This is a genomic window from Dactylosporangium sp. NPDC051087 (genome assembly GCF_055586325.1).
The window spans coordinates 190,986-208,898 of the sequence record NZ_JBVJIJ010000001.1 but is presented as its reverse complement, the minus strand read 5'-3'; the positions used below and the strand labels follow the sequence as shown (position 1 = coordinate 208,898).

The window sequence follows — 17,913 nt, the reverse complement described above, 5'->3', positions numbered from 1 at the left end:
GACTATCCCGTCGACCCCTTCACCAACTGACATCCAGAGGTTTTCCTTCCGCGTACCCGGCAGCGCTCTGAATTCCCACCGTGGAACGCTCCGCGAACTCCTCCAGGTTGCTCGCACCCGCGTACGTGCAGGCGCTGCGCACCCCCGCGACGATCGCGTCCAGAATGTCCTCGACCCCGGGACGACGCGGGTCCAGATACATCCGCGAGGACGAGATCCCCTCCTCGAACAGCGCCTTGCGGGCGCGCTCGTAGACGCTGTCGTCGGCGGTACGCCGGCTCACCGCCCGCGCCGAGGCCATGCCGAAGTTCTCCTTGTAGAGCTTGCCGCTCGGATCGCGGCGCGGGTCGCCCGGCGACTCGTGGGTGCCGGCCAGCCACGAGCCGATCATCACGTTGGACGCCCCGGCGGCCAGCGCCAGCGCCACGTCACGCGGGTGACGCACACCACCGTCGGCCCACACGTGCCGGTTGTGCCGCCTCGCCTCGGTGGCGCACTCCAGGACCGCGGAGAACTGCGGCCGCCCCACGCCGGTCATCATCCGGGTGGTGCACATCGCCCCCGGCCCGACGCCCACCTTGACGATGTCGGCGCCGGCCTCGATCAGGTCAGCGACCCCCTCACGGGTGACGACATTCCCGGCGACGACGGGCACGCTCGGGTTGAGCGCCTTGACGGCCCGCAGCGTGGACAGCATCCGCTCCTGATGCCCGTGCGCGGTGTCGACGACCAGGACGTCGACCCCGGCCGCGAGCAGCTTGTCGGCCCGCCCGGAAGCGTCACCGGTGATGCCGATCGCCGCGCCGATGCGCAGCTGCTGGTTGCTGTCGACGGCCGGCTGGTACAGCGTGGCGCGCAGCGCGGCGTTCCTGGTCAGGATGCCGACCAGCTGGCCCTTCCCGTCGATGACCGGGGCGAGCTTGTGGTGTCCCGCGGTCAGCTGCTCGAACGCCGCCTCCGGGCTGACGTCCTCCGGCAGCGTCTGCAGATTGCGCGACATGACGCTCTGCAACTGGCTGAAGCGGTCCACGTCCGTGCAGTCGCTCTCGGTCACGACCCCCACCGGCCGGCCGTCCTCCACGACGATCACCGCGCCGTGTGCCCGCTTCGGCAGCAGGTCCAGCGCCAGCGACACCGTCTCCGTCGGCCCCAACGTGATCGGGGTGTCGTGCACCAGGTGCCGCTGCTTCACCCACGACACCGCCTCCGCGACCACGTCGATCGGGATGTCCTGCGGAATGATCGCCAGACTCCCCCGCCGGGCGACCGTCTCCGCCATCCGCCGCCCCGCGACCGCGGTCATGTTGGACACCACGATCGGAATCGTCGTGCCGCTCCCGTCGCGAGTGTTCAGATCGACGGCCATGCGTGACTCGACGGCACTGCGCCCCGGCACCATGAACACGTCGTCATACGTCAGGTCATAACCCGGCTGCTGATCATTGAGGAAGCGCACGTCTCCGAACTCTAACGCGCGTTCCGGCGCGGTATCGGCGCTTCTCGCGCTCCTTCTGACTTCCGGCGCCGCTTCTCATCCGCTCGCGAGGGTGAGCAGCCCTTGAGCGCAGGCCGCTGAGCGGGGAAAATTCTGCGTAAGGTGCCTTGGCCGTCGACAAGGAGTGATGCCTGATGCAGGTCCACGAAGCAATGTCCACCGCCGTCGTCCAGCTCGGCCCGGACCACACGCTCCGCCAGGCGGCCCAGCTGATGTCCCGCCACCGCGTCGGCTCCGCCATCGTCGTCGACCCCGACGGCGCGGGCGTCGGCATCATCACCGAACGCGACATCCTGAAGGCCCTGGGCGCCGACCTCGACCCAGACGTCGAACGCACCGCCGAGCACATCACCTGGGAAGTCGTCTACGCCAGCCCCACCTGGACCATCGAAGAAGCCGCCTCCGCCATGGTCCGCGGCGGCTTCCGCCACCTCGTAGTCCTCGACAACGACGACGTCCTAGGCGTCATCTCAGTCCGCGACATCCTCAGAGTCTGGGTCCACCAAACCGCACTCGCCTAGCCTGTCCCGCGGCAAGCCGCGGCCCGCTGACCTGACCTAGTTCCGCGACAAGCCGCGGCCTGCTGACCTGACCTAGTTCCGCGGCAAGCCGCGGCCTCCTGGGGGATTCTCACCCCAGACCGCTGACCTGACCTTGTCCCGCGGCAAGCCGCGGCCTCCTGGGGGATTCTCACCCCAGACCCCCAATGCGCCGCAAGCGGCGCACTGCCTGCGCGCTGCGCGCTGGCAGGGACCGCGCGTGCGCGCAGCATCCCGGTGGCTGCCCTTCGCCTCACCCCGTGACCCCGCGAAATTCGGTGGCCCAATGAACCGGCTGAGGCCACCTCGCTAGGCACGGGCGCTGCATTGGTGATGCAACTGAAGCCGATGCGGCAACCTCCCCGTGCCGTGCCGTGCCGTGCCGGTGCAGGTCCGGGCCAGGCAGGGCCGGGCCGGTGCAGGGCGGTGCGAGCCGGGGGCGGTGCGAGCCGGGGGCGGTGCGAGCCGGGGGCGGTGCGAGCCGGGGGCGGTGCGAGCCGGGCAGGGCGGTGCGGACCGAAGCAGGCCAGAACGAACGGCCGGCGGACCGCGGCGAGCAGGACCGGACCAGGCGAGCAGGCAGGGTCGAGCAGGCAGGGCCGAGCAGGCAGGGCCGAGCAGGCAGGGCCGGGGCGACGCAAGCCAGGGCGGGCTGGCCGGGCAGGGCGGTGCGGACCGGAGCGGAACGAGCGGCGGGCGGGCCAGACCAGACGAGCAGGCCAGACCAGGCCGGGCGAGCGGACGGTGAGAACGGCGGTGCAGCCGTCTGTGGCGTCGTCGTCCGGGAGAGCGGTGCGACACAGCGTGCGTGGCACAGACCCGCCAGAGTGGTCTTGCCGTTGCCCCCGAGACGCAGCAACGCCCGGCCGCGGGTGCGGCGAAACTCCCAGCTCGAGGCCTGCGGCCAGGTCCGCGGGGTCGTCCTGACCGTGCGGCGCCCCGGCCGGTGACACCCGAAGCGGCACGACCGAGCAATCCGGCAGCTCTAGCTGGTGCGGGCGAGCGCGATGGCTCCAGCTGGAGCGGCCAAGCCCGGCCGTCTCCGGCCGAGCAAGTCACCGCAACCGGGCCAAGTCCGGATGATGCGAGCAACCAGAGCTGACCAGGCCAGCAGCGAACGGCCCCGGCCAGACCGAGCCGGCCAGACCGAGCCGGCCAGACCGAGCCGGCCAGACCGAGCCGGCCAGACCGAGCCGGCCAGACCGAGCCGGCCAGACCGAGCCGCGCCCCCGACAGCCAGACCAGCAGCGAAACGCCGCAGTTTGCCGGAGCGGGCCGGCCGCGAGCAGGTCAAGTCGCGAATGGCCCGGCTCCGGCTGGGGCGGCTAGCGGATCTGGGACGGGTCGATGGTCATGGGGAACGGCACCTCCGTGGCAAATGGCGCAGTGGCCGTGGCAACAGTGGCGGTCAGATAGCCGTCTGCCTGGGCACCGCTGATCGGGTCGGTGTGGACGGTGAGGGTCTGGCCGCGGGCATCCAGGATCCACAGCTGCGGAATGCCCGCCGCGCCATAGTCGTGGCGGCGCAGGAGCAGGCCGGACAGAGGGTTGCTCAGGGACATGACCTCGACGGCGATGAGCACATCAGCGGCGAGGATGGTGTCGCCGTCGCCTTCAAGGGCCGCCGCGGAGGTGACCAGCAGGTCAGGGACATAGGTGCGACCATCGCCACAGTCGACGCCGAGCCCGACGGCCAGGACGGTGAACTCTGGTGGGCAGGCCTTGCGCAGCATCGTCTCGAGGCGGTGGGTCGCCCGGCGGTGTGAGACCGCCGGAGGGGCCGTGAGCAGGTCCCCGTCCTGGATCCGGTGCGCCGTGAAGGCAGCCATCGTCATACCCGGCATCGTCCCACCCAGGTACGACATTTTTTCCAACTGGTGGAGCGGGCGGAACTCGGCTGAGGGGTGGGAGGGGGAACTCGTAGGCTGGCGCCATGCAGCTCATCTCTTTCGCTCGTGGCGCACCCAGTCTTGACATCATCGACGTTGACGGGCTGAAGGCCGCTGCGGTGCGGGCCTTTGAGGCCGACCCGGCAGGCATCACCGCCTATGGCACGTCTGTCGGCTATCTTCCGCTGCGGTCGTGGATCGCGGCCAAGCACGGCGTCGACGCAGACCAGGTCATCGTGACCAACGGCTCGCTGCAGGCCGACGCGCTGCTGTTCGAGCACCTGGTGAAGCCGGGTGACGCGGTGATCGTGGAGAAGCCCACGTATGACCGGACGCTGCTCAACCTGCGCAACCTGGGTGCCACGGTGCACCAGGTGACGGTCGACGCCGACGGCATCGACACCGATGAGCTGCGGGAGCTCCTCCACAAAGGCGTGCGACCCACGCTGGCGCACATCATCCCGAACTTCCAGAATCCTGCCGGGGTGACCCTGAGCGCGGCGAGAAGGACGGCTCTCGTCGAGCTCGCGCAGGAGTTCGGGTTCACGATCTTCGAGGACGACCCGTACGCCGACATCCGCTGGCGGGGCGAGAAGCTGCCGACGATGCTGTCGCAGGACACGGCCGGGGTGGTCGTGCACGCGAGCTCGTTCACCAAGACGATCGCGCCCGGGCTCCGGGTCGGTTACCTGGTGGGGCCGGCGGCGACGATCGCCGCGATCGCGAAGCGGGCGACCAACCTGTACATCTCGCCGAGCATGGTCGCGGAGGCCATCACGCACCAGTTCTGCGTGAGCGGTGACATCGAGCGGTCGATCGCGACGGTGTCCGCGACGCTGGGCGAGCGGGCCCGGCTGCTCGCGGAAGGGCTGCGCAAGCACGTGCCCGACGCGACGTTCGTGGAGCCCGACGGCGGCTACTTCCTGTGGGTCGAGCTGCCCGAGGACGTCGACACGACGGAGCTGGAGGCGGTCGCCGCCAAGGACTTCGGGGTCGCGGTCGTCAAGGGCAGCGACTTCCTGCTGGAGGGCGGCAAGCACTCGGTGCGGCTGGCGTTCTCGGCGGTGCTGACGGATCAGGTCGACGAGGGTGTGAGCCGTCTCGCGGCGGCGATCGAGGCCGTCCGTAAGGGCTGAAAGAGGCTGTAAGAAAAGCGACACCAAACCGTGATGGTGGGGTGGGTTCCGCAGTCGGCTCCGGATGGCCCAAAATCCAGCCCGGCGCGCTTTGCTGAATCGCGCTGCAGACATCACCCCCCGCCCCCCAACGGCACCGGGTGGGTCGACCGCGCCCCCACCCCCCACCTGCGGTCGACCCACCCGGTGCCTACTTTCGTGCCCGAGCGGCAAGCACGAGGGCAGAGGCCAAGCAACGACACGGCGGAGGTCGCGATGACCGACGAGCAACTGGCGGGTTCACTGTCCAGGGCGCTGGCCCGACCGGTACGGGCGATGTCCCGCATCCTGAGTCCGGCCGCACCGGCCACGGCGGCGAGCGAGCCACCCTCCACGGTCAGTTCGATCGTCGACTGCGCGCTGTACGTCGATGGCGTCCGGCAGCCGGGCAACTGGCATTACGCGGAGGCGCTCGCCGCGGCGCGCAGGCATCGGCACGGCTTCGTCTGGGTCGGGCTGAAGGAGCCGGGCGCGGGCGAGATGGCCGCGATCGCCGAGACGTTCCAGCTGCACGAGCTGGCGGTCGAGGACGCCGTCAACTCCTCGCAGCGGCCGAAGGTCGAGCGGTACAGCGACATGACCTTCATGACGATGCGGACCGCGCGGTACGTCGAGCACGACGAGCTCACCGAGAGCAGCGAGGTCGTGGAGACCGGTGACGTGCTGATGTTCATCGGTGAGCACTTCATCATCACCGTCCGCCACGGTGACGCGTGCCGGTTGACGCCGGTGCGCACGGACCTGGAGCGGCGGCGGGAGGTGTTGGCGCGGGGGCCGTGGGCGGTCGCCTATGCCGTGACCGACACGGTGGTCGACGTCATGGTCGAGGTCGTGGCGGCGATCGAGGAAGACGTCGCGATCATCGAGGACCAGGTCTTCAGCCCGCTGAAGGGCAGCAAAGGCAAGGGCTCGGATCGGATTCAGCGGGTGTACCAGCTGAAGCGCGAGCTGATGGAGTTCAAGCGCGCGGTCCTGCCGCTCCAGCGTCCCCTGGCGGGCGTGGTGAGCGGGCAGCTCGCCGAGGTGCCGGAGGAGATCCGGCGGTACTTCCGGGACGTCAACGACCACCTCGTGCGCACCGTCGAGCAGGTCCTCTACCTCGACGATGTGATCAACTCGGTGCTGCAGGCGCGGCTCGCGCAGGTGAGCGTCGACCAGAACAACGACATGCGCAAGATCGCCGCCTGGGCCGGTATCGCCGCCGTATGGACGTCGGTCGCCGGCGTGTACGGCATGAACTTCGACTTCATGCCGGAGACGAAATGGGTCTTCGGCTATCCGGGTGTCATGACGCTGATGGTCGTCGCATCGGCGCTGCTCTACCGGGCGTTCCGCAAGTCGGGCTGGCTGTAGAACGACAGAACGCGGACGGGCCGTCCCCCGTGGCTGGGGAGGGCCCGTCCGCGCGCTCAAGTCAGGAGCGGCTGTTCTTCGATGCCGCCTGCGGCATCGGGTGCTTTTCGTATTCGCCGCTGCCCGCCGGACCGGTGTTGGTGTTCTTGCTGCCGATCAGGTCCGAGGCGCGGTCCTTGGCCGCCTCGCCCATCGTCTTGGCCTTGTCGATCCCGGCGTCCATCGTGGACTTCGCCGAGTCGAGCATCGAGCCGGTGTCGCTGGTGGTGCGGGTCGAGCCGTACTCGTCCCAGGTCTGGTTGGCCCGGCGGCGCCGCATGAGGGCGGTGGCCGCGCCGACTGCAGCGCCCGCCATGAGCAGGCCACCGATCGCCATCGGCCAGCGACGGCTATTACGGCTCTCGTTCCTCATCATCTTCGCTTTCCCCTTGCGCCCCATCTTCTCGGCCTGCTTGCCCGCCTGGCGGGACCGTTCGCGGGCGATGACGAGGATCGTCCCCGCAGCGTCACTGGCCTTCGAAATGCCAGGCTTGACCGCTTTACGGGCGTTCTCGACGCGCGGCGCCAACGCTCCCGAGGCGCCATCAGCGGCGTGCGCCGCAGCCATCCGCAGGTGGCCCAGGCTCTCGCCGAGCTCCTCCTGCATCAGCCGACGGTGCGTCTTCACGTCACGACGTCCAAACACTTGCTCCACCTCCATGGCCGCGAAACCTCGTTCTCCCCGGGTTACCCAGGGAAAACATTCCGAACCGGTCCGCTGCTCGTCATCCTGCCGCGTGGAGGCGCCCCGTACACCCGGATCCGCCAAACGGAGCGTCGGCTAACGTGATGACGGAATGTCACCAAAGAAAGGGAGAACTGGTGGCCGAGCAACTGTTCGCGACGCTGCACACCAACGTCGGCGCCATCCGGCTGGAGCTGTTCCCCAACCACGCCCCGAAGACCGTTCGCAACTTCGTGGAGCTCGCCGAGGGCAGCAAGGAATACACCGACCCGCGCACGGGTGAGCCCGGCAAGGGCCCGTACTACAACGGCGTCATCTTCCACCGCGTGATCGACGGCTTCATGATCCAGGGCGGTGACCCGACGGGCACCGGCACCGGTGGCCCGGGCTACAACTTCAACGACGAGATCCACCCGGAGCTGCACTTCAACCGGCCGTTCCTGCTGGCCATGGCCAACGCGGGCATCCGCTTCGGCCAGGGCACCAACGGCTCGCAGTTCTTCATCACGCTCGGCCCGACGCCGCACCTCAACGGCAAGCACACCATCTTCGGCGAGGTCGTCGACGACGACTCGCGGAAGGTCGTGCAGCAGATCGGCAGCACCCAGACGGGCCAGATGGACCGTCCCCGCCAGGACATCGTCATCGAGCGGGTGGACATCGAGCGAGTGTCATAGGGCTGGCTAATCTTGTCAGCATGACTCAGCCGCCGGCGAACGTGGTCCCCGTCTGCTACCGGCACCCTGACCGTGAGACGTATGTCCGGTGCACCCGCTGCGACCGGCCGATCTGCCCGAATTGCATGAATGAGGCGTCGGTCGGCTTCCAGTGTCCGGAATGCGTGCGCGAGGGTGCCAGGACACAGCGTCCGGTCCGGACCGCGTTCGGCGGCGGCCAAGAGGGCGCACTGGGTGTGGTGACGATCTCGCTGATCGTCATCAACGTGCTGGTGTTCCTCGCGTCCGTGATCAGTTCCGGCAGTGCCTCGTCGGTCGCCGGCGGCGGGCTGGGCGGGCTGCTCGGGGGCAGCACGCCGCTGCACGAGTGGGGCGCGCTGATCACCTACGGCTATGAGCGGGTCGACTCCGAGCACATCGTGTTCGACAACGGCGGGATGGCGGGCGGCGAGTATTACCGCCTCTTCACCTCGATGTTCCTGCACTACGGCGTGTTCCACCTGCTGATGAACATGTGGGCGCTGTGGGTGCTCGGCCGGCCGCTGGAGGCGGCGCTGGGCCGGGCCCGGTTCCTCGCTCTGTACATGGTGGCCGGGCTGGGCGGCAGCGTCGCGACCTTCCTGCTGGCCTCGCCGGAGAGCCTCACCGCGGGCGCCTCGGGCGCGATCTACGGCCTGTTCGGGGCGCTGATCGTGGTCCTGCGCAAGATGCGCCGCAGCATCGCCGGCGTCGTTCCGGTCCTGGTGATCAACCTGGTGCTGACCTTCAGCGTGCCGGGCATCTCGATCACCGGACACCTCGGCGGCCTGGTGACCGGCGCCCTGGTGGCGGCTGGACTCGCCTACGCGCCGCAGAAGCACCGCACGCTGATCCAGACGGCCGCGGTGATCGTGGTCGCGGTGCTGCTCGGCGTGGTGACGGTGGTGCACGGCGCGAGCCTGCCGACGCTCGAGGAATACCTGAGCACCCGCCCGGACTGAGCGCGAAAGCTCAGGCGCGCCAGACGCGGCCCTGCAGCAGCGAGTCGGCCCCGACCCAGACGAAGTTCATCATCCGCGTGGCGGTCTGGTCGGGGTCCTCGTCCTCGTGGTCGGCGAGCCAGTCCGCGAGGGACTCGGCGGCGCCCACGTAGGCATAGGCCATCGCGGTGAAGTCGCCCGGCCGGCCGGGCACCTCAGCGGCCGTGGCGGCGCTCTCCAGCAGCCCGGCGACCACCTCGACGATCCGGGCCCGCATCCCGGCCAGCTCCCCGGCGAAGTGCGGCTCGCTGCGGGCCTGCCGATACAGCACCCGCCAGCCGTCACGGTGCGCGCCGACGAACGTGAAGAACGCCCGCAGGCCGTGCCACAGCTGCTCGTCGGGCTTCGCGGTGGGCAGTACCCCCGCCGCCACCGCCTCCATGAGACGGGTCGCCTCCCGGTGCAGGCACGCCACGAACAGCTCGTCCTTGGTGCCGAGATACGCGTAGACCATCGGCTTGGAGATGCCGGCGACTTCCGCGATCTCGTCCATCGAAGCGGCGTGGAAGCCACGATCGGAGAAGACGTGCACCGCGGCGTCCAGCATCTGCTGCTCGCGCACCACCCGCGGAAGTCGTTTCAACATCTTGTCACCATACTTACTCGTGCGTAATGTTACGCGTCAGTAGCTTAACCCCATGAAGTGAAGACGAAGGGCACACCGACATGGCCGACCTCGACGCCCTGGGCGACTTCAACAACGTCGACCCGAAGCAGTTCGCCCAGCTCGTGAAGGGCGCCTCCGACGCCCAGCTCGGCGAGCTCATGGCCGGGCCGCAGCGCAAGGCGATCCTCGACACGATCTTCTCCCGCTTCCCGGAGCTGTTCCGCCCCGACCGCGCCGGCTCCACCAACGCGATCATCCACTGGACGATCACCGGCGCGCCCGACGGCGGCGCCGAAACCTATGAGCTGGTCATCGCCAACGGCGCCTGCACGCTCTCGCCGAGCCCCGACCAGGAGCCGAAGCTCGCGATCACCGTCGGCCCCGTCGACTTCCTCAAGGTCGTCTCCGGCGCCGGCAACCCCATGATGATGTTCATGACCGGCAAGCTCAAGGCCAAGGGCGACCTGGGCCTGGCCGCCAACATCGCGAACCTGTTCGACATCCCGAAGGCCTGATGACCTGATGCCCGAGTTCTCGCTCGACCTGAACGAGGAGCAGCGGGACCTCCGCGACTGGGTGCACGGCTTCGCTGCCGACGTCGTGCGCCCGGCCGCCGCGGAGTGGGACGCCCGCGAGGAGACCCCCTGGCCGGTGATCCAGGAAGCGGCGAAGATCGGCCTCTACGGCTTCGAGTTCCTCGCCAACACCTGGGCCGACCCGACCGGCCTGTCGCTGTGCCTGTCGAACGAGGAGCTCTTCTGGGGCGACGCCGGCATCGGCATGGCGATCTTCGGCACCAGTCTCGCGGTCGCCGCGATCTACGCCTCCGGCCGGCCCGACCAGATGCTCGAGTGGGTGCCGCAGTGCTTCGGCGACGCCGCCGACCCGAAGGTCGCGGCGTTCTGCACCACCGAGCCCGAGGCGGGCTCCGACGTAGGCTCGATGAAGACCCGCGCGCGGTACGACGAAGCAAAAGACGAGTGGGTGATCAGCGGGCAGAAAGCGTATGCGACCAACGGCGGCATCGCCGAGGTCCACGTGGTGACCGCGAGCGTCGAGCCCGGGCTGGGATCGCGCGGGCAGGCCGCGTTCGTCGTGCCGCCCGGGACACCCGGACTCAACGGCAGCAAGAAGCTGAAGAAGCTCGGGCTGCGCGCCTCGCACACCGCCGACGTGTTCCTCGACGACGTGCGGGTGCCCGGCCGGTGCCTGCTCGGCGGCAAGGAGGCCCTCGATGCCCGGCTCGCCCGCGCCCGTGAGGGCCGCAAGGCGCAGGGGCAGGCCGCGATGCGCACGTTCGAGCTGTCCCGGCCCGCGGTCGGCGCGCAGGCGCTCGGCGTGGCCCGCGCGGCATACGAGTACGCGCTGGACTACGCGAAGGACAGGGTCCAGTTCGGCCGGCCGATCATCGAGAACCAGGCGATCGCGTTCGCCCTGGCGGACCTGCGCATGGAGATCGACGCCGCGCGCCTGCTGGTGTGGCGGGCCGCCTGGATGGGACGCAACAACCGCCCGTTCGAGGCGGGCGAGGGTTCGATGAGCAAGCTCAAGGCCGGCGAGGTCGCCGTCGCGGCGACCGAGAAGGCCGTGCAGATCCTCGGCGGGGCCGGCTTCCTTCGGGAGCACCCGGTCGAGCGCTGGTATCGCGACGCCAAGATCTACACGATCTTCGAGGGCACCAGCGAGATCCAGCGCCTGGTCGTCGCCCGCGCTATCTCCGGCACCTACATCCGCTGACGCATGAAGGCCGGTCCCTGGGGCCGGCCTTCACAGAAAGCGAGTCCCCGCCATGGACACGCCGTTCATCCTGCGCACGATGGCCAGCCGGAAGCTGCTGCACCCGGGCAGCCCCGCACGGATCGTCAGGCAGCTCAACGCCCTGCGACGGTGGGGTTTCGGCCTGTACGGCGAGATGCGCTCCACGGCGGCGCGCGACCCCGACCGGGTCGCCGTCGTCGACGAGCACCGCCAGGTCACCTACGCGGAGCTCGACGCGCGGGTCCGCCGCCTCGCCAACGCCCTGCGCGCCGAGCACGGGGTCCGCGCCGGCGACCGCATCGGCCTGCTGTGCAACAACTCGGCCGGCATGGTCGAGGCGATGCTCGCCCTGATCGCCCTCGGCGCGCAGGCAGTCCTGGTCAACACGGGGTTGGGCAACACCTCGCTGGAGGCCGTGGCGTACGACCAGTCGCTGACCCTGCTCGTCCATGACGACGACCTGTTGGGCATGCTCGCCGCGGTACCGCCGAATCTGCCGCGACTGGCGATGTCGAAGACGCAAGGCCTCATCCACCGGGCGCCGTCCGCCGAGCTCGAGCCGCCCGCCGCGGCCGGGTCCGTGGTGGTGCTGACGTCCGGCACGACCGGTGCGCCGAAGGGCGCGCGGCGGCGCAATCCGTCGGGGCTCGGGCCGCTCGCGTCCGTCGTGTCCCGCATCCCGCTCTACGCCGGCGAGCGGATGTTCGTCGCCGCGCCGCTGTTCCACACGTGGGGGCTGGCCGCGCTGCAACTGTGCCTCGCGCTGCGCGGCACGATCGTCGTGGCCCACCGCTTCACCCCGCGGTCGACCGTCGACGCCATCCGCGCGACGGACTGCACGGCGCTGTTCGCGGTGCCGGTGATGCTGCAGCGCCTGCTGGAGACGCCGCTGCCCATGCCGACGCTGCGGGTGGTGGCGACGTCGGGCTCCGCGCTCACCGGCCCTCTCGCCTCGCGCTTCATGGAGTTGTACGGCCCGGTGCTCTACAACCTGTACGGCTCCACGGAGGCGTCCTGGGCGTCGATCGCCACGCCGGACGAGCTGCTGACGTCCCCCGGCACCGCGGGCCGCCCACCCCACGGCACCAGGGTCGCGATCCTGTCCGACAGCGGCACCGAACTGCCGACCGGCGTCATCGGCCGGATCTTCGTCGGCAACGACATGCTCTTCGAGGGCTACACCAACGGCACCGGCCGCGAGTCGCACGGCGAGCTGCTGGCCACCGGCGACCTCGGCCACGTCTCCGCCGACGGCCTGCTCTTCGTCGACGGCCGCGAGGACGACATGGTCATCTCCGGCGGGGAGAACGTCTACCCCGCGGCCGTCGAGGACGTGATCGCCGAGCTGCCGCAGGTCCGGGAGGTCGCCGTCGCCGGTGTACCGGACGAGGAGTGGGGCCAGCGCCTCGCGGCGTGGATCGCCCTGCACGACGGCGAGTACGTCGACCCGGAGGCGGTGCGCGAATACGTCCGGCACCGCCTCGCCAGGTTCTCCGTCCCGCGCGACGTCCACTTCATCGCCGCCCTGCCCCGCAACGCCACCGGCAAGGTCGTCCGCCGCCGGCTCTTCGGCGATCAGGGGTAGACGGTCAGCTCCGGCACCACGGCGAGGTCGATGAGCTGCGACTCGGTCAGCCCGCCCCGGGCCAGCGCCGAGACCATCGTGCCGTCGCTGTGCAACGCCACCACCTCGATGGTGCCGGGCGTGCTGCGGACGAGCAGCTTCTGGTCGCCGCGGACGTCGACCCGGCAGGTCGCCTGCTGGCACCGGCTCGCCCGCCAGGCGTCGAAGCCGGCGGCGGTGGTCTCGCTGCCCCGCAGCCGCACCTCGAGATCGCCGCCGGCGACCCGGAACGCGGTGAAGTAGCCGTGGGCACCGACGACCGGCGCGATCTCGGCCGGCAGCGGCGGTGTGATCGTCGCGTCCGGGAGCTGGGCGGTCAGGGCCGTGGTGAGCGCGTCACCGAGGCGGACCACGGCGAGGAAGCACGACTCGTCGACCGGCACGAGCGGCGCCGCGCCGGTGAGCAGCCCGTCGTCGACCGCCGTCGTGATCCCGCACGACTGCGCATCCTCCGAGGCGGTGACGACGACCGGCGGCGCGCCGACCGGTGGCGCGCCCGGCGACTGCGGGGACGGCTGGTGCCGCCAGGTCACGGCGCCGACGCCGCCGGCGACGAGCACGGCGGCGAGCGCGGCACCCGTCAGCGCGGTCAGGCGACGCGTGCGGCGTCGCTCGCCGGTGATGAGCTGGTCGACGTCGATGTCGGTGGGCGGCGGGTCGGCGGTGGCGGCGTGCATGGCCTGGGTCAGATCCACAGCGGGTCTCCCTCCTGGAGGCCGGCCCGCAGCGACTCCAGCGCCCGGGCGGCCTGACTCTTGACGGTGCCCTCGCTGCAGCCGAGTGCCGCGGCGGTCTCCTCGACGGACAGGTCGCAGAAGTACCGCAGGACCAGCACGGCCCGGCGGCGCGGGGGCAGCCCGGCGAGGAGGGAGATCACGTCGAGCCGCTGGTCCACGTCGCCGGTCGGGGCGGTGCGGTCCGGCAGGCGGTCGGTGGACGACTCGCGGCGCCACGGGCGGCGGCGTTCGTCGAGCCACGCGGACATGAGCATGCGCCGCACGTACGCGTCGAGGTGCTCCATCCGCGACGCGCGCTTCCAGTGCCGCAGCAGCTTGACCAGGACCGTCGACGTCAGGTCGTCGGCCAGGTGCCAGTCGCCGCAGAGCAGAAAGGCGGTGCGGCGCAGGCGGTCCAGGTTGCCCGCGACGTAGTCGCGGTATGCCTGATCGGTCGGCATCCGTGCTCCCTCCCCATCCAGGTTCATGGGGTGAACGGAGGCCGGGGCACCCGGGGTTGCCTACGGAACGGTGATTCTGTTTTCCATTGCGGCGAGCGCGATGTCCGTGCGGTGCTGGGCGCCGTCGAAGCTGATCGCGTCGACCAGACGGTAGGCGGCGGCGCGGGCGTCGGCCAGGGTGTCGCCGGTCGCGGTGCAGGTCAGGACCCGCCCGCCGGCGGTGACCAGGGCGCCGTCCTCGCCGCGGGCGGTGCCGGCGTGGATCACACCGGGGACGCCGTCGGCGCCGGTGATGACGTCGCCCTTGCGGGCCGACTCCGGGTAGCCGGCGCTGGCCATGACCACGCACACGGTCGAGCCCGGACGCCAGGCCAGCGGCGGGTCCTCGGCGAGCCGGCCGACGGCGGCGGCGTGCAGCACCCCGGCGAGGGGCGTCTCGAGCCGGGCCAGGACGACCTGGGTCTCCGGGTCGCCGAAGCGGCAGTTGTACTCGATGACCTTCGGGCCTTGGGCGGTCAGCGCCAGCCCGACATACAGCACCCCCGAGAAGGGCGTGCCGCGCTCGCGCATCTCGGCGAGGGTCGGCTGCACCACCGCCGCCATCACCTCGTCGACCAGCCCTGCGGGCGCCCAGGCCAGCGGTGAATAGGCACCCATCCCGCCGGTGTTCGGCCCGGCGTCGCCGTCGCCGATCCGCTTGAAGTCTTGAGCGGGCTGCAGCGGCACGGCGGCGGTGCCGTCCGTGACGACGAACAGCGAGACCTCGGGGCCGGCGAGATACTCCTCGACGACGACCCGCTCGCAGGCCGCGCCGTGCGCGAGGGCCTCGTCGCGGTCGTCGGTGACCACGACGCCCTTGCCGGCGGCGAGGCCGTCGTCCTTGACGACATAGGGCGCGCCGAACGTGTCGAGGGCCGTCGCCAGCTCCTCGGGTGAGGTGCAGACGAACGAGCGGGCGGTGGGCACGCCCGCCGCCCGCATCACGTCCTTCGCGAACGCCTTCGAGCCCTCCAGCCGCGCGGCCGCCTTCGACGGGCCGAAGCAGGCGATGCCCTTCGCGCGGACCGCGTCGGCGGCCCCCGCCACGAGCGGCGCCTCGGGGCCGACCACGACCAGATCCGCGCCGAGCTCGACGGCGAGGGCTGCCACCGCGTCCGGGTCGAGCGCGTCGACCTCGGCGTTCGTCGCGATGGCAGCCGTGCCCGGGTTGCCCGGGGCGCAGATCAGGTCGGTCACGGCCGGGTCGGCAGCCAGGGCGGCGGCGATGGCGTGTTCACGACCACCGGAGCCGAGCAGGAGTACGCGCACGCGACAGATTAAAGCAGGCTGTGCCGCACGACGTTCTCGTCACGGCCCGGGCCCACCCCGACGATCGACACGCGGGTGCCGGCGAGCTCCTCGATCCGCTCGATGTAGCGCTGCGCGTTGGCCGGCAGGTCGCTGAACTCGCGCGCCTTCGAGATGTCCTCCCACCAGCCGGGGAGCTCCTCGTAGACCGGGGTCGCGTGGTGGAACTCGGTCTGCGTCATCGGCATCTCGTCGGTGCGCTTGCCGTCGATCTCGTAGGCGACGCAGAGCGGCACCGTCTCCAGGCCCGACAGCACGTCGAGCTTGGTGACGACCAGGTCGGTGATGCCGTTGAGCCTGGTGGCATACCGGGCGACGACCGCGTCGTACCAACCGGTGCGCCGCTCACGGCCGGTGGTCGTGCCATACTCCCGGCCGATCTTGCGCAGGTGCACGCCGTGCTCGTCGAACAGCTCGGTGGGGAACGGCCCGGAGCCGACCCGGGTCGTGTACGCCTTGGTCACGCCGATCACCTGGGTGATCGCGGTCGGCGGCACGCCCGCGCCGACGCAGGCGCCGCCGGCGGTCGGGTTGGACGACGTCACGAACGGATAGGTGCCGTGGTCCATGTCGAGCATCGTCGCCTGGGCGCCCTCGAGCAGGACCGTCCGGCCCTCCTCCAGGCCCTTCCACAGCACCTGACGCGTGTCGGTGATGTAGGGACGCAGCCGCTCCGCGTAGGTCAGGTATTCCTCGACCGTCGCGTCGACGTCGAGCTCCTTGCGGTTGTACACCTTGAAGAGGACCTGGTTGCGCTCGCGCAGCACGATCTCGAGCTTCTTGCGCAGGATGCCCGGGTCGAGCAGGTCCTGGACGCGGATGCCCATGCGGGCGACCTTGTCGCCATAGGCCGGGCCGATGCCGCGGCCGGTAGTGCCGATCCGCGACGAGCCGAGGTAGCGCTCCACGACACGGTCCAGGGCCCGGTGGTGCGGCATGATGAGGTGTGCGTCACCCGATATCATCAGGCGGGACACATCGACGCCGCGCTCCGCCAAACCGTCGATCTCGATCAGCAGGATCTTCGGGTCGATCACGACCCCGTTGCCGATGACGATCGCCGCGTTGGGCCACAGCGCCCCCGACGGCATGAGGTGCAGGGCGAATTTCTGCCCGTCCGGCGTCACCACGGTGTGACCGGCGTTGTTGCCGCCGGAATAGCGCACGACGTAGTCGACGTCGCCGCCAATCATGTCGGTAACCTTGCCCTTGCCCTCGTCGCCCCACTGAGCGCCGATGAGCACGATCGCTGGCATCGTCTGTTGCCCTCTCCAAAGGGTCGGGCGCCCCAGCGGGTCGCCCGGGATGCCAGGCTAACAACCGCGTGAAAGGCAGGTTGACAACGGTGGTCGACGTGGTGGTGCTCGCGCTCGGCGACAGCACGGAATGTGCTTGCGATGGAGGCGCGTGCGGCACGCGTACCCCTATTCTTGCCTGCCGCGACGCGTTGCGCATGGCAAGCGCCCAGGTCGAGACGGTGGTCGCGCACACCGACGCGGAGATCGACGCCGCCCTGAAGGCCCTGCCCGACGTGCGGCTCATCGTGGCGACCGCCGCCGACGGGCAGCTCCGGGCGGTCATGCGGCGGTTGGTCCGCATGTACGCCCCAGCACCCAGCAAACGGTCCTCGTCCGACGCGGTCATCCCCGACGACCGGACCCTGCCTGACCTGCCGCCGATCGGGATCCAGCCGCTCGGCCCGGACTCCACCGACCTCGTGACCCGCCTCGGCCTGCCCCGCAGACCCGCCGACGTGGCCGCCGCCGTGCTCGGCGGCAATGTCCGCCGCCTCGACCTGCTCCGCAACGACGGCGGCGGGGTCACCCTCGACGGCGTCCTGGTCGGCGGGGTCGACGCGAGCGGCTCGGCCAGCACGTTCCTGGCCCGGGTCGAGGTCGACGACGCCGTCCTCGCCGACGGCACCGAGCCGGTGCTGATGTCGGTGGTGGCGAACGCGTCGCGGTACGCCACCGTCGACGGCCTGCCGCTGGTCCTCTCGCCCTCCATGGAGGACGGCGTCCTGGACGTGGCGGTCGCGGTGCCGCGGGCGTCCCGGTCGCTCTTCCGCCAGCCCCGCGTCGAGATCGAGGTCCGCCGCGCGCACGGCCGTGCGGTCTCGGTCACCCCGCGCTCCGAGGTCCCATTCGTCGACGACGGTGCCGAGGCGACCCTCTCCCGCAAGCGATCCTGGTGGATGGAGCGGGCCGCCTGGGCCGTTTACGTGCCCTGACGGCGCCTTCGCATACGGTGTCGTCTCGCATACGGTGGGGGAGCGCGGGAGGGGAACAGCTGTGAACGACGCACTCTGGCCGCCCGACGAGGACATCTCGGGCCGGCGCACCTCGGCGGGCCCGGTGCCCGCGGACGAGACCTCCGAGGCCTCGGGCGGTGAGGTGGTGGAGCACGTCGGGTCGCCGTGGTCACAACCACCGGCACGGCGGCCGGACCTCGCGGCAGCCGGCCAGGGCGACGGTGAAGGACCCGCGGGGCCGTGGGTGGAAGCGTCGTCGCTGCATCGCGAGCAGCTCG

17 protein-coding genes are annotated in these 17,913 nt (G+C 70.6%); 9 read left to right on the top strand and 8 right to left on the bottom strand.

All coding sequences use genetic code 11. The features are described from left to right. Positions 1-19: 19 nt before the first annotated feature. Positions 20-1,456 carry a GuaB1 family IMP dehydrogenase-related protein gene (locus ACZ6TV_RS00945; protein WP_465293938.1) on the bottom strand — a complete coding sequence of 479 codons (1,437 nt, stop codon included), beginning with the start codon at positions 1,454-1,456 and terminating at the stop codon, positions 20-22. Positions 1,457-1,629: 173 nt separating this feature from the next. Here ACZ6TV_RS00945 and ACZ6TV_RS00940 point away from each other — a divergent pair, with 173 nt between their 5' ends. Continuing rightward, positions 1,630-2,016 carry a CBS domain-containing protein gene (locus ACZ6TV_RS00940; protein ID WP_465293936.1) on the top strand — a complete coding sequence of 129 codons (387 nt, stop codon included), beginning with the start codon at positions 1,630-1,632 and terminating at the stop codon, positions 2,014-2,016. A gap of 1,343 nt (positions 2,017-3,359) precedes the next feature. Here ACZ6TV_RS00940 and ACZ6TV_RS00935 read toward each other — a convergent pair. Next, positions 3,360-3,869 carry a Uma2 family endonuclease gene (locus ACZ6TV_RS00935; protein WP_465293934.1) on the bottom strand — a complete coding sequence of 170 codons (510 nt, stop codon included), beginning with the start codon at positions 3,867-3,869 and terminating at the stop codon, positions 3,360-3,362. A 98-nt stretch (positions 3,870-3,967) separates the two neighbouring features. Between ACZ6TV_RS00935 and ACZ6TV_RS00930 the strand changes: the two genes are divergently transcribed. Beyond that, on the top strand, positions 3,968-5,059 hold the full coding sequence (locus ACZ6TV_RS00930; protein ID WP_465293932.1) for an aminotransferase-like domain-containing protein: 1,092 nt from the start codon (positions 3,968-3,970) through the stop codon (positions 5,057-5,059). 255 nt (positions 5,060-5,314) lie between these two features. Then, positions 5,315-6,451, top strand: a complete 1,137-nt coding sequence (locus ACZ6TV_RS00925; RefSeq protein WP_465293930.1) for a magnesium and cobalt transport protein CorA — start codon at positions 5,315-5,317, stop codon at positions 6,449-6,451. Between the two features lie 61 nt (positions 6,452-6,512). Here ACZ6TV_RS00925 and ACZ6TV_RS00920 read toward each other — a convergent pair whose 3' ends face one another. Then, positions 6,513-7,151, bottom strand: a complete 639-nt coding sequence (locus tag ACZ6TV_RS00920; RefSeq protein ID WP_465293928.1) for a hypothetical protein — start codon at positions 7,149-7,151, stop codon at positions 6,513-6,515. Positions 7,152-7,312: 161 nt separating this feature from the next. On the opposite strand from ACZ6TV_RS00920, the gene ACZ6TV_RS00915 reads away from it, so the two are divergent. Together ACZ6TV_RS00915 and ACZ6TV_RS00910 are read left to right on the top strand one after the other, a co-directional pair. Further along, on the top strand, positions 7,313-7,852 hold the full coding sequence (locus ACZ6TV_RS00915; RefSeq protein WP_465293926.1) for a peptidylprolyl isomerase: 540 nt from the start codon (positions 7,313-7,315) through the stop codon (positions 7,850-7,852). A 20-nt stretch (positions 7,853-7,872) separates the two neighbouring features. Continuing rightward, on the top strand, positions 7,873-8,832 hold the full coding sequence (locus tag ACZ6TV_RS00910; RefSeq protein ID WP_465293924.1) for a rhomboid family intramembrane serine protease: 960 nt from the start codon (positions 7,873-7,875) through the stop codon (positions 8,830-8,832). A gap of 10 nt (positions 8,833-8,842) precedes the next feature. Here ACZ6TV_RS00910 and ACZ6TV_RS00905 read toward each other — a convergent pair whose 3' ends face one another. Next, a complete protein-coding gene (locus ACZ6TV_RS00905; protein WP_465293922.1) occupies positions 8,843-9,457 on the bottom strand; it encodes a TetR/AcrR family transcriptional regulator in 615 nt (204 codons plus the stop codon). 80 nt (positions 9,458-9,537) lie between these two features. Between ACZ6TV_RS00905 and ACZ6TV_RS00900 the strand changes: the two genes are divergently transcribed. From ACZ6TV_RS00900 to ACZ6TV_RS00890, 3 genes are read left to right on the top strand one after another with little or no spacing between them, the layout of a single operon-like run. Continuing rightward, on the top strand, positions 9,538-9,993 hold the full coding sequence (locus ACZ6TV_RS00900; protein ID WP_465293920.1) for an SCP2 sterol-binding domain-containing protein: 456 nt from the start codon (positions 9,538-9,540) through the stop codon (positions 9,991-9,993). Positions 9,994-10,000: 7 nt separating this feature from the next. Then, positions 10,001-11,215 (top strand): acyl-CoA dehydrogenase family protein, encoded by a 1,215-nt coding sequence (locus ACZ6TV_RS00895; protein WP_465293918.1) that lies wholly within the window; start codon positions 10,001-10,003, stop codon positions 11,213-11,215. A gap of 52 nt (positions 11,216-11,267) precedes the next feature. Next, on the top strand, positions 11,268-12,821 hold the full coding sequence (locus tag ACZ6TV_RS00890) for an AMP-binding protein (RefSeq protein ID WP_465293916.1): 1,554 nt from the start codon (positions 11,268-11,270) through the stop codon (positions 12,819-12,821). On the opposite strand, the gene ACZ6TV_RS00885 is transcribed toward ACZ6TV_RS00890, so the two are convergent. From ACZ6TV_RS00885 to ACZ6TV_RS00870, 4 genes are read right to left on the bottom strand one after another with little or no spacing between them, the layout of a single operon-like run. Beyond that, positions 12,812-13,555, bottom strand: coding sequence for a hypothetical protein (locus ACZ6TV_RS00885; RefSeq protein WP_465293914.1), 744 nt, complete (start codon positions 13,553-13,555; stop codon positions 12,812-12,814). The genes ACZ6TV_RS00890 and ACZ6TV_RS00885 overlap by 10 nt on opposite strands. Further along, complete coding sequence (locus tag ACZ6TV_RS00880) at positions 13,546-14,037, bottom strand: SigE family RNA polymerase sigma factor (protein WP_465293912.1); 492 nt, start codon at positions 14,035-14,037, stop codon at positions 13,546-13,548. Before ACZ6TV_RS00880 ends, ACZ6TV_RS00885 begins: the two co-directional genes overlap by 10 nt. 60 nt (positions 14,038-14,097) lie before the next feature. Beyond that, positions 14,098-15,345, bottom strand: a complete 1,248-nt coding sequence (gene purD, locus ACZ6TV_RS00875; protein WP_465293910.1) for a phosphoribosylamine--glycine ligase — start codon at positions 15,343-15,345, stop codon at positions 14,098-14,100. A gap of 8 nt (positions 15,346-15,353) precedes the next feature. Next, positions 15,354-16,640: an adenylosuccinate synthase gene (locus ACZ6TV_RS00870; RefSeq protein WP_465293908.1), complete on the bottom strand. Its 1,287-nt coding sequence runs from the start codon at positions 16,638-16,640 to the stop codon at positions 15,354-15,356. Between the two features lie 89 nt (positions 16,641-16,729). Between ACZ6TV_RS00870 and ACZ6TV_RS00865 the strand changes: the two genes are divergently transcribed. Further along, the gene (locus tag ACZ6TV_RS00865) at positions 16,730-17,614 is read left to right on the top strand and encodes a diacylglycerol kinase family protein (RefSeq protein WP_465293906.1); all 885 of its coding nucleotides are present in this window, start codon (positions 16,730-16,732) and stop codon (positions 17,612-17,614) included. Positions 17,615-17,913: the final 299 nt, after the last annotated feature.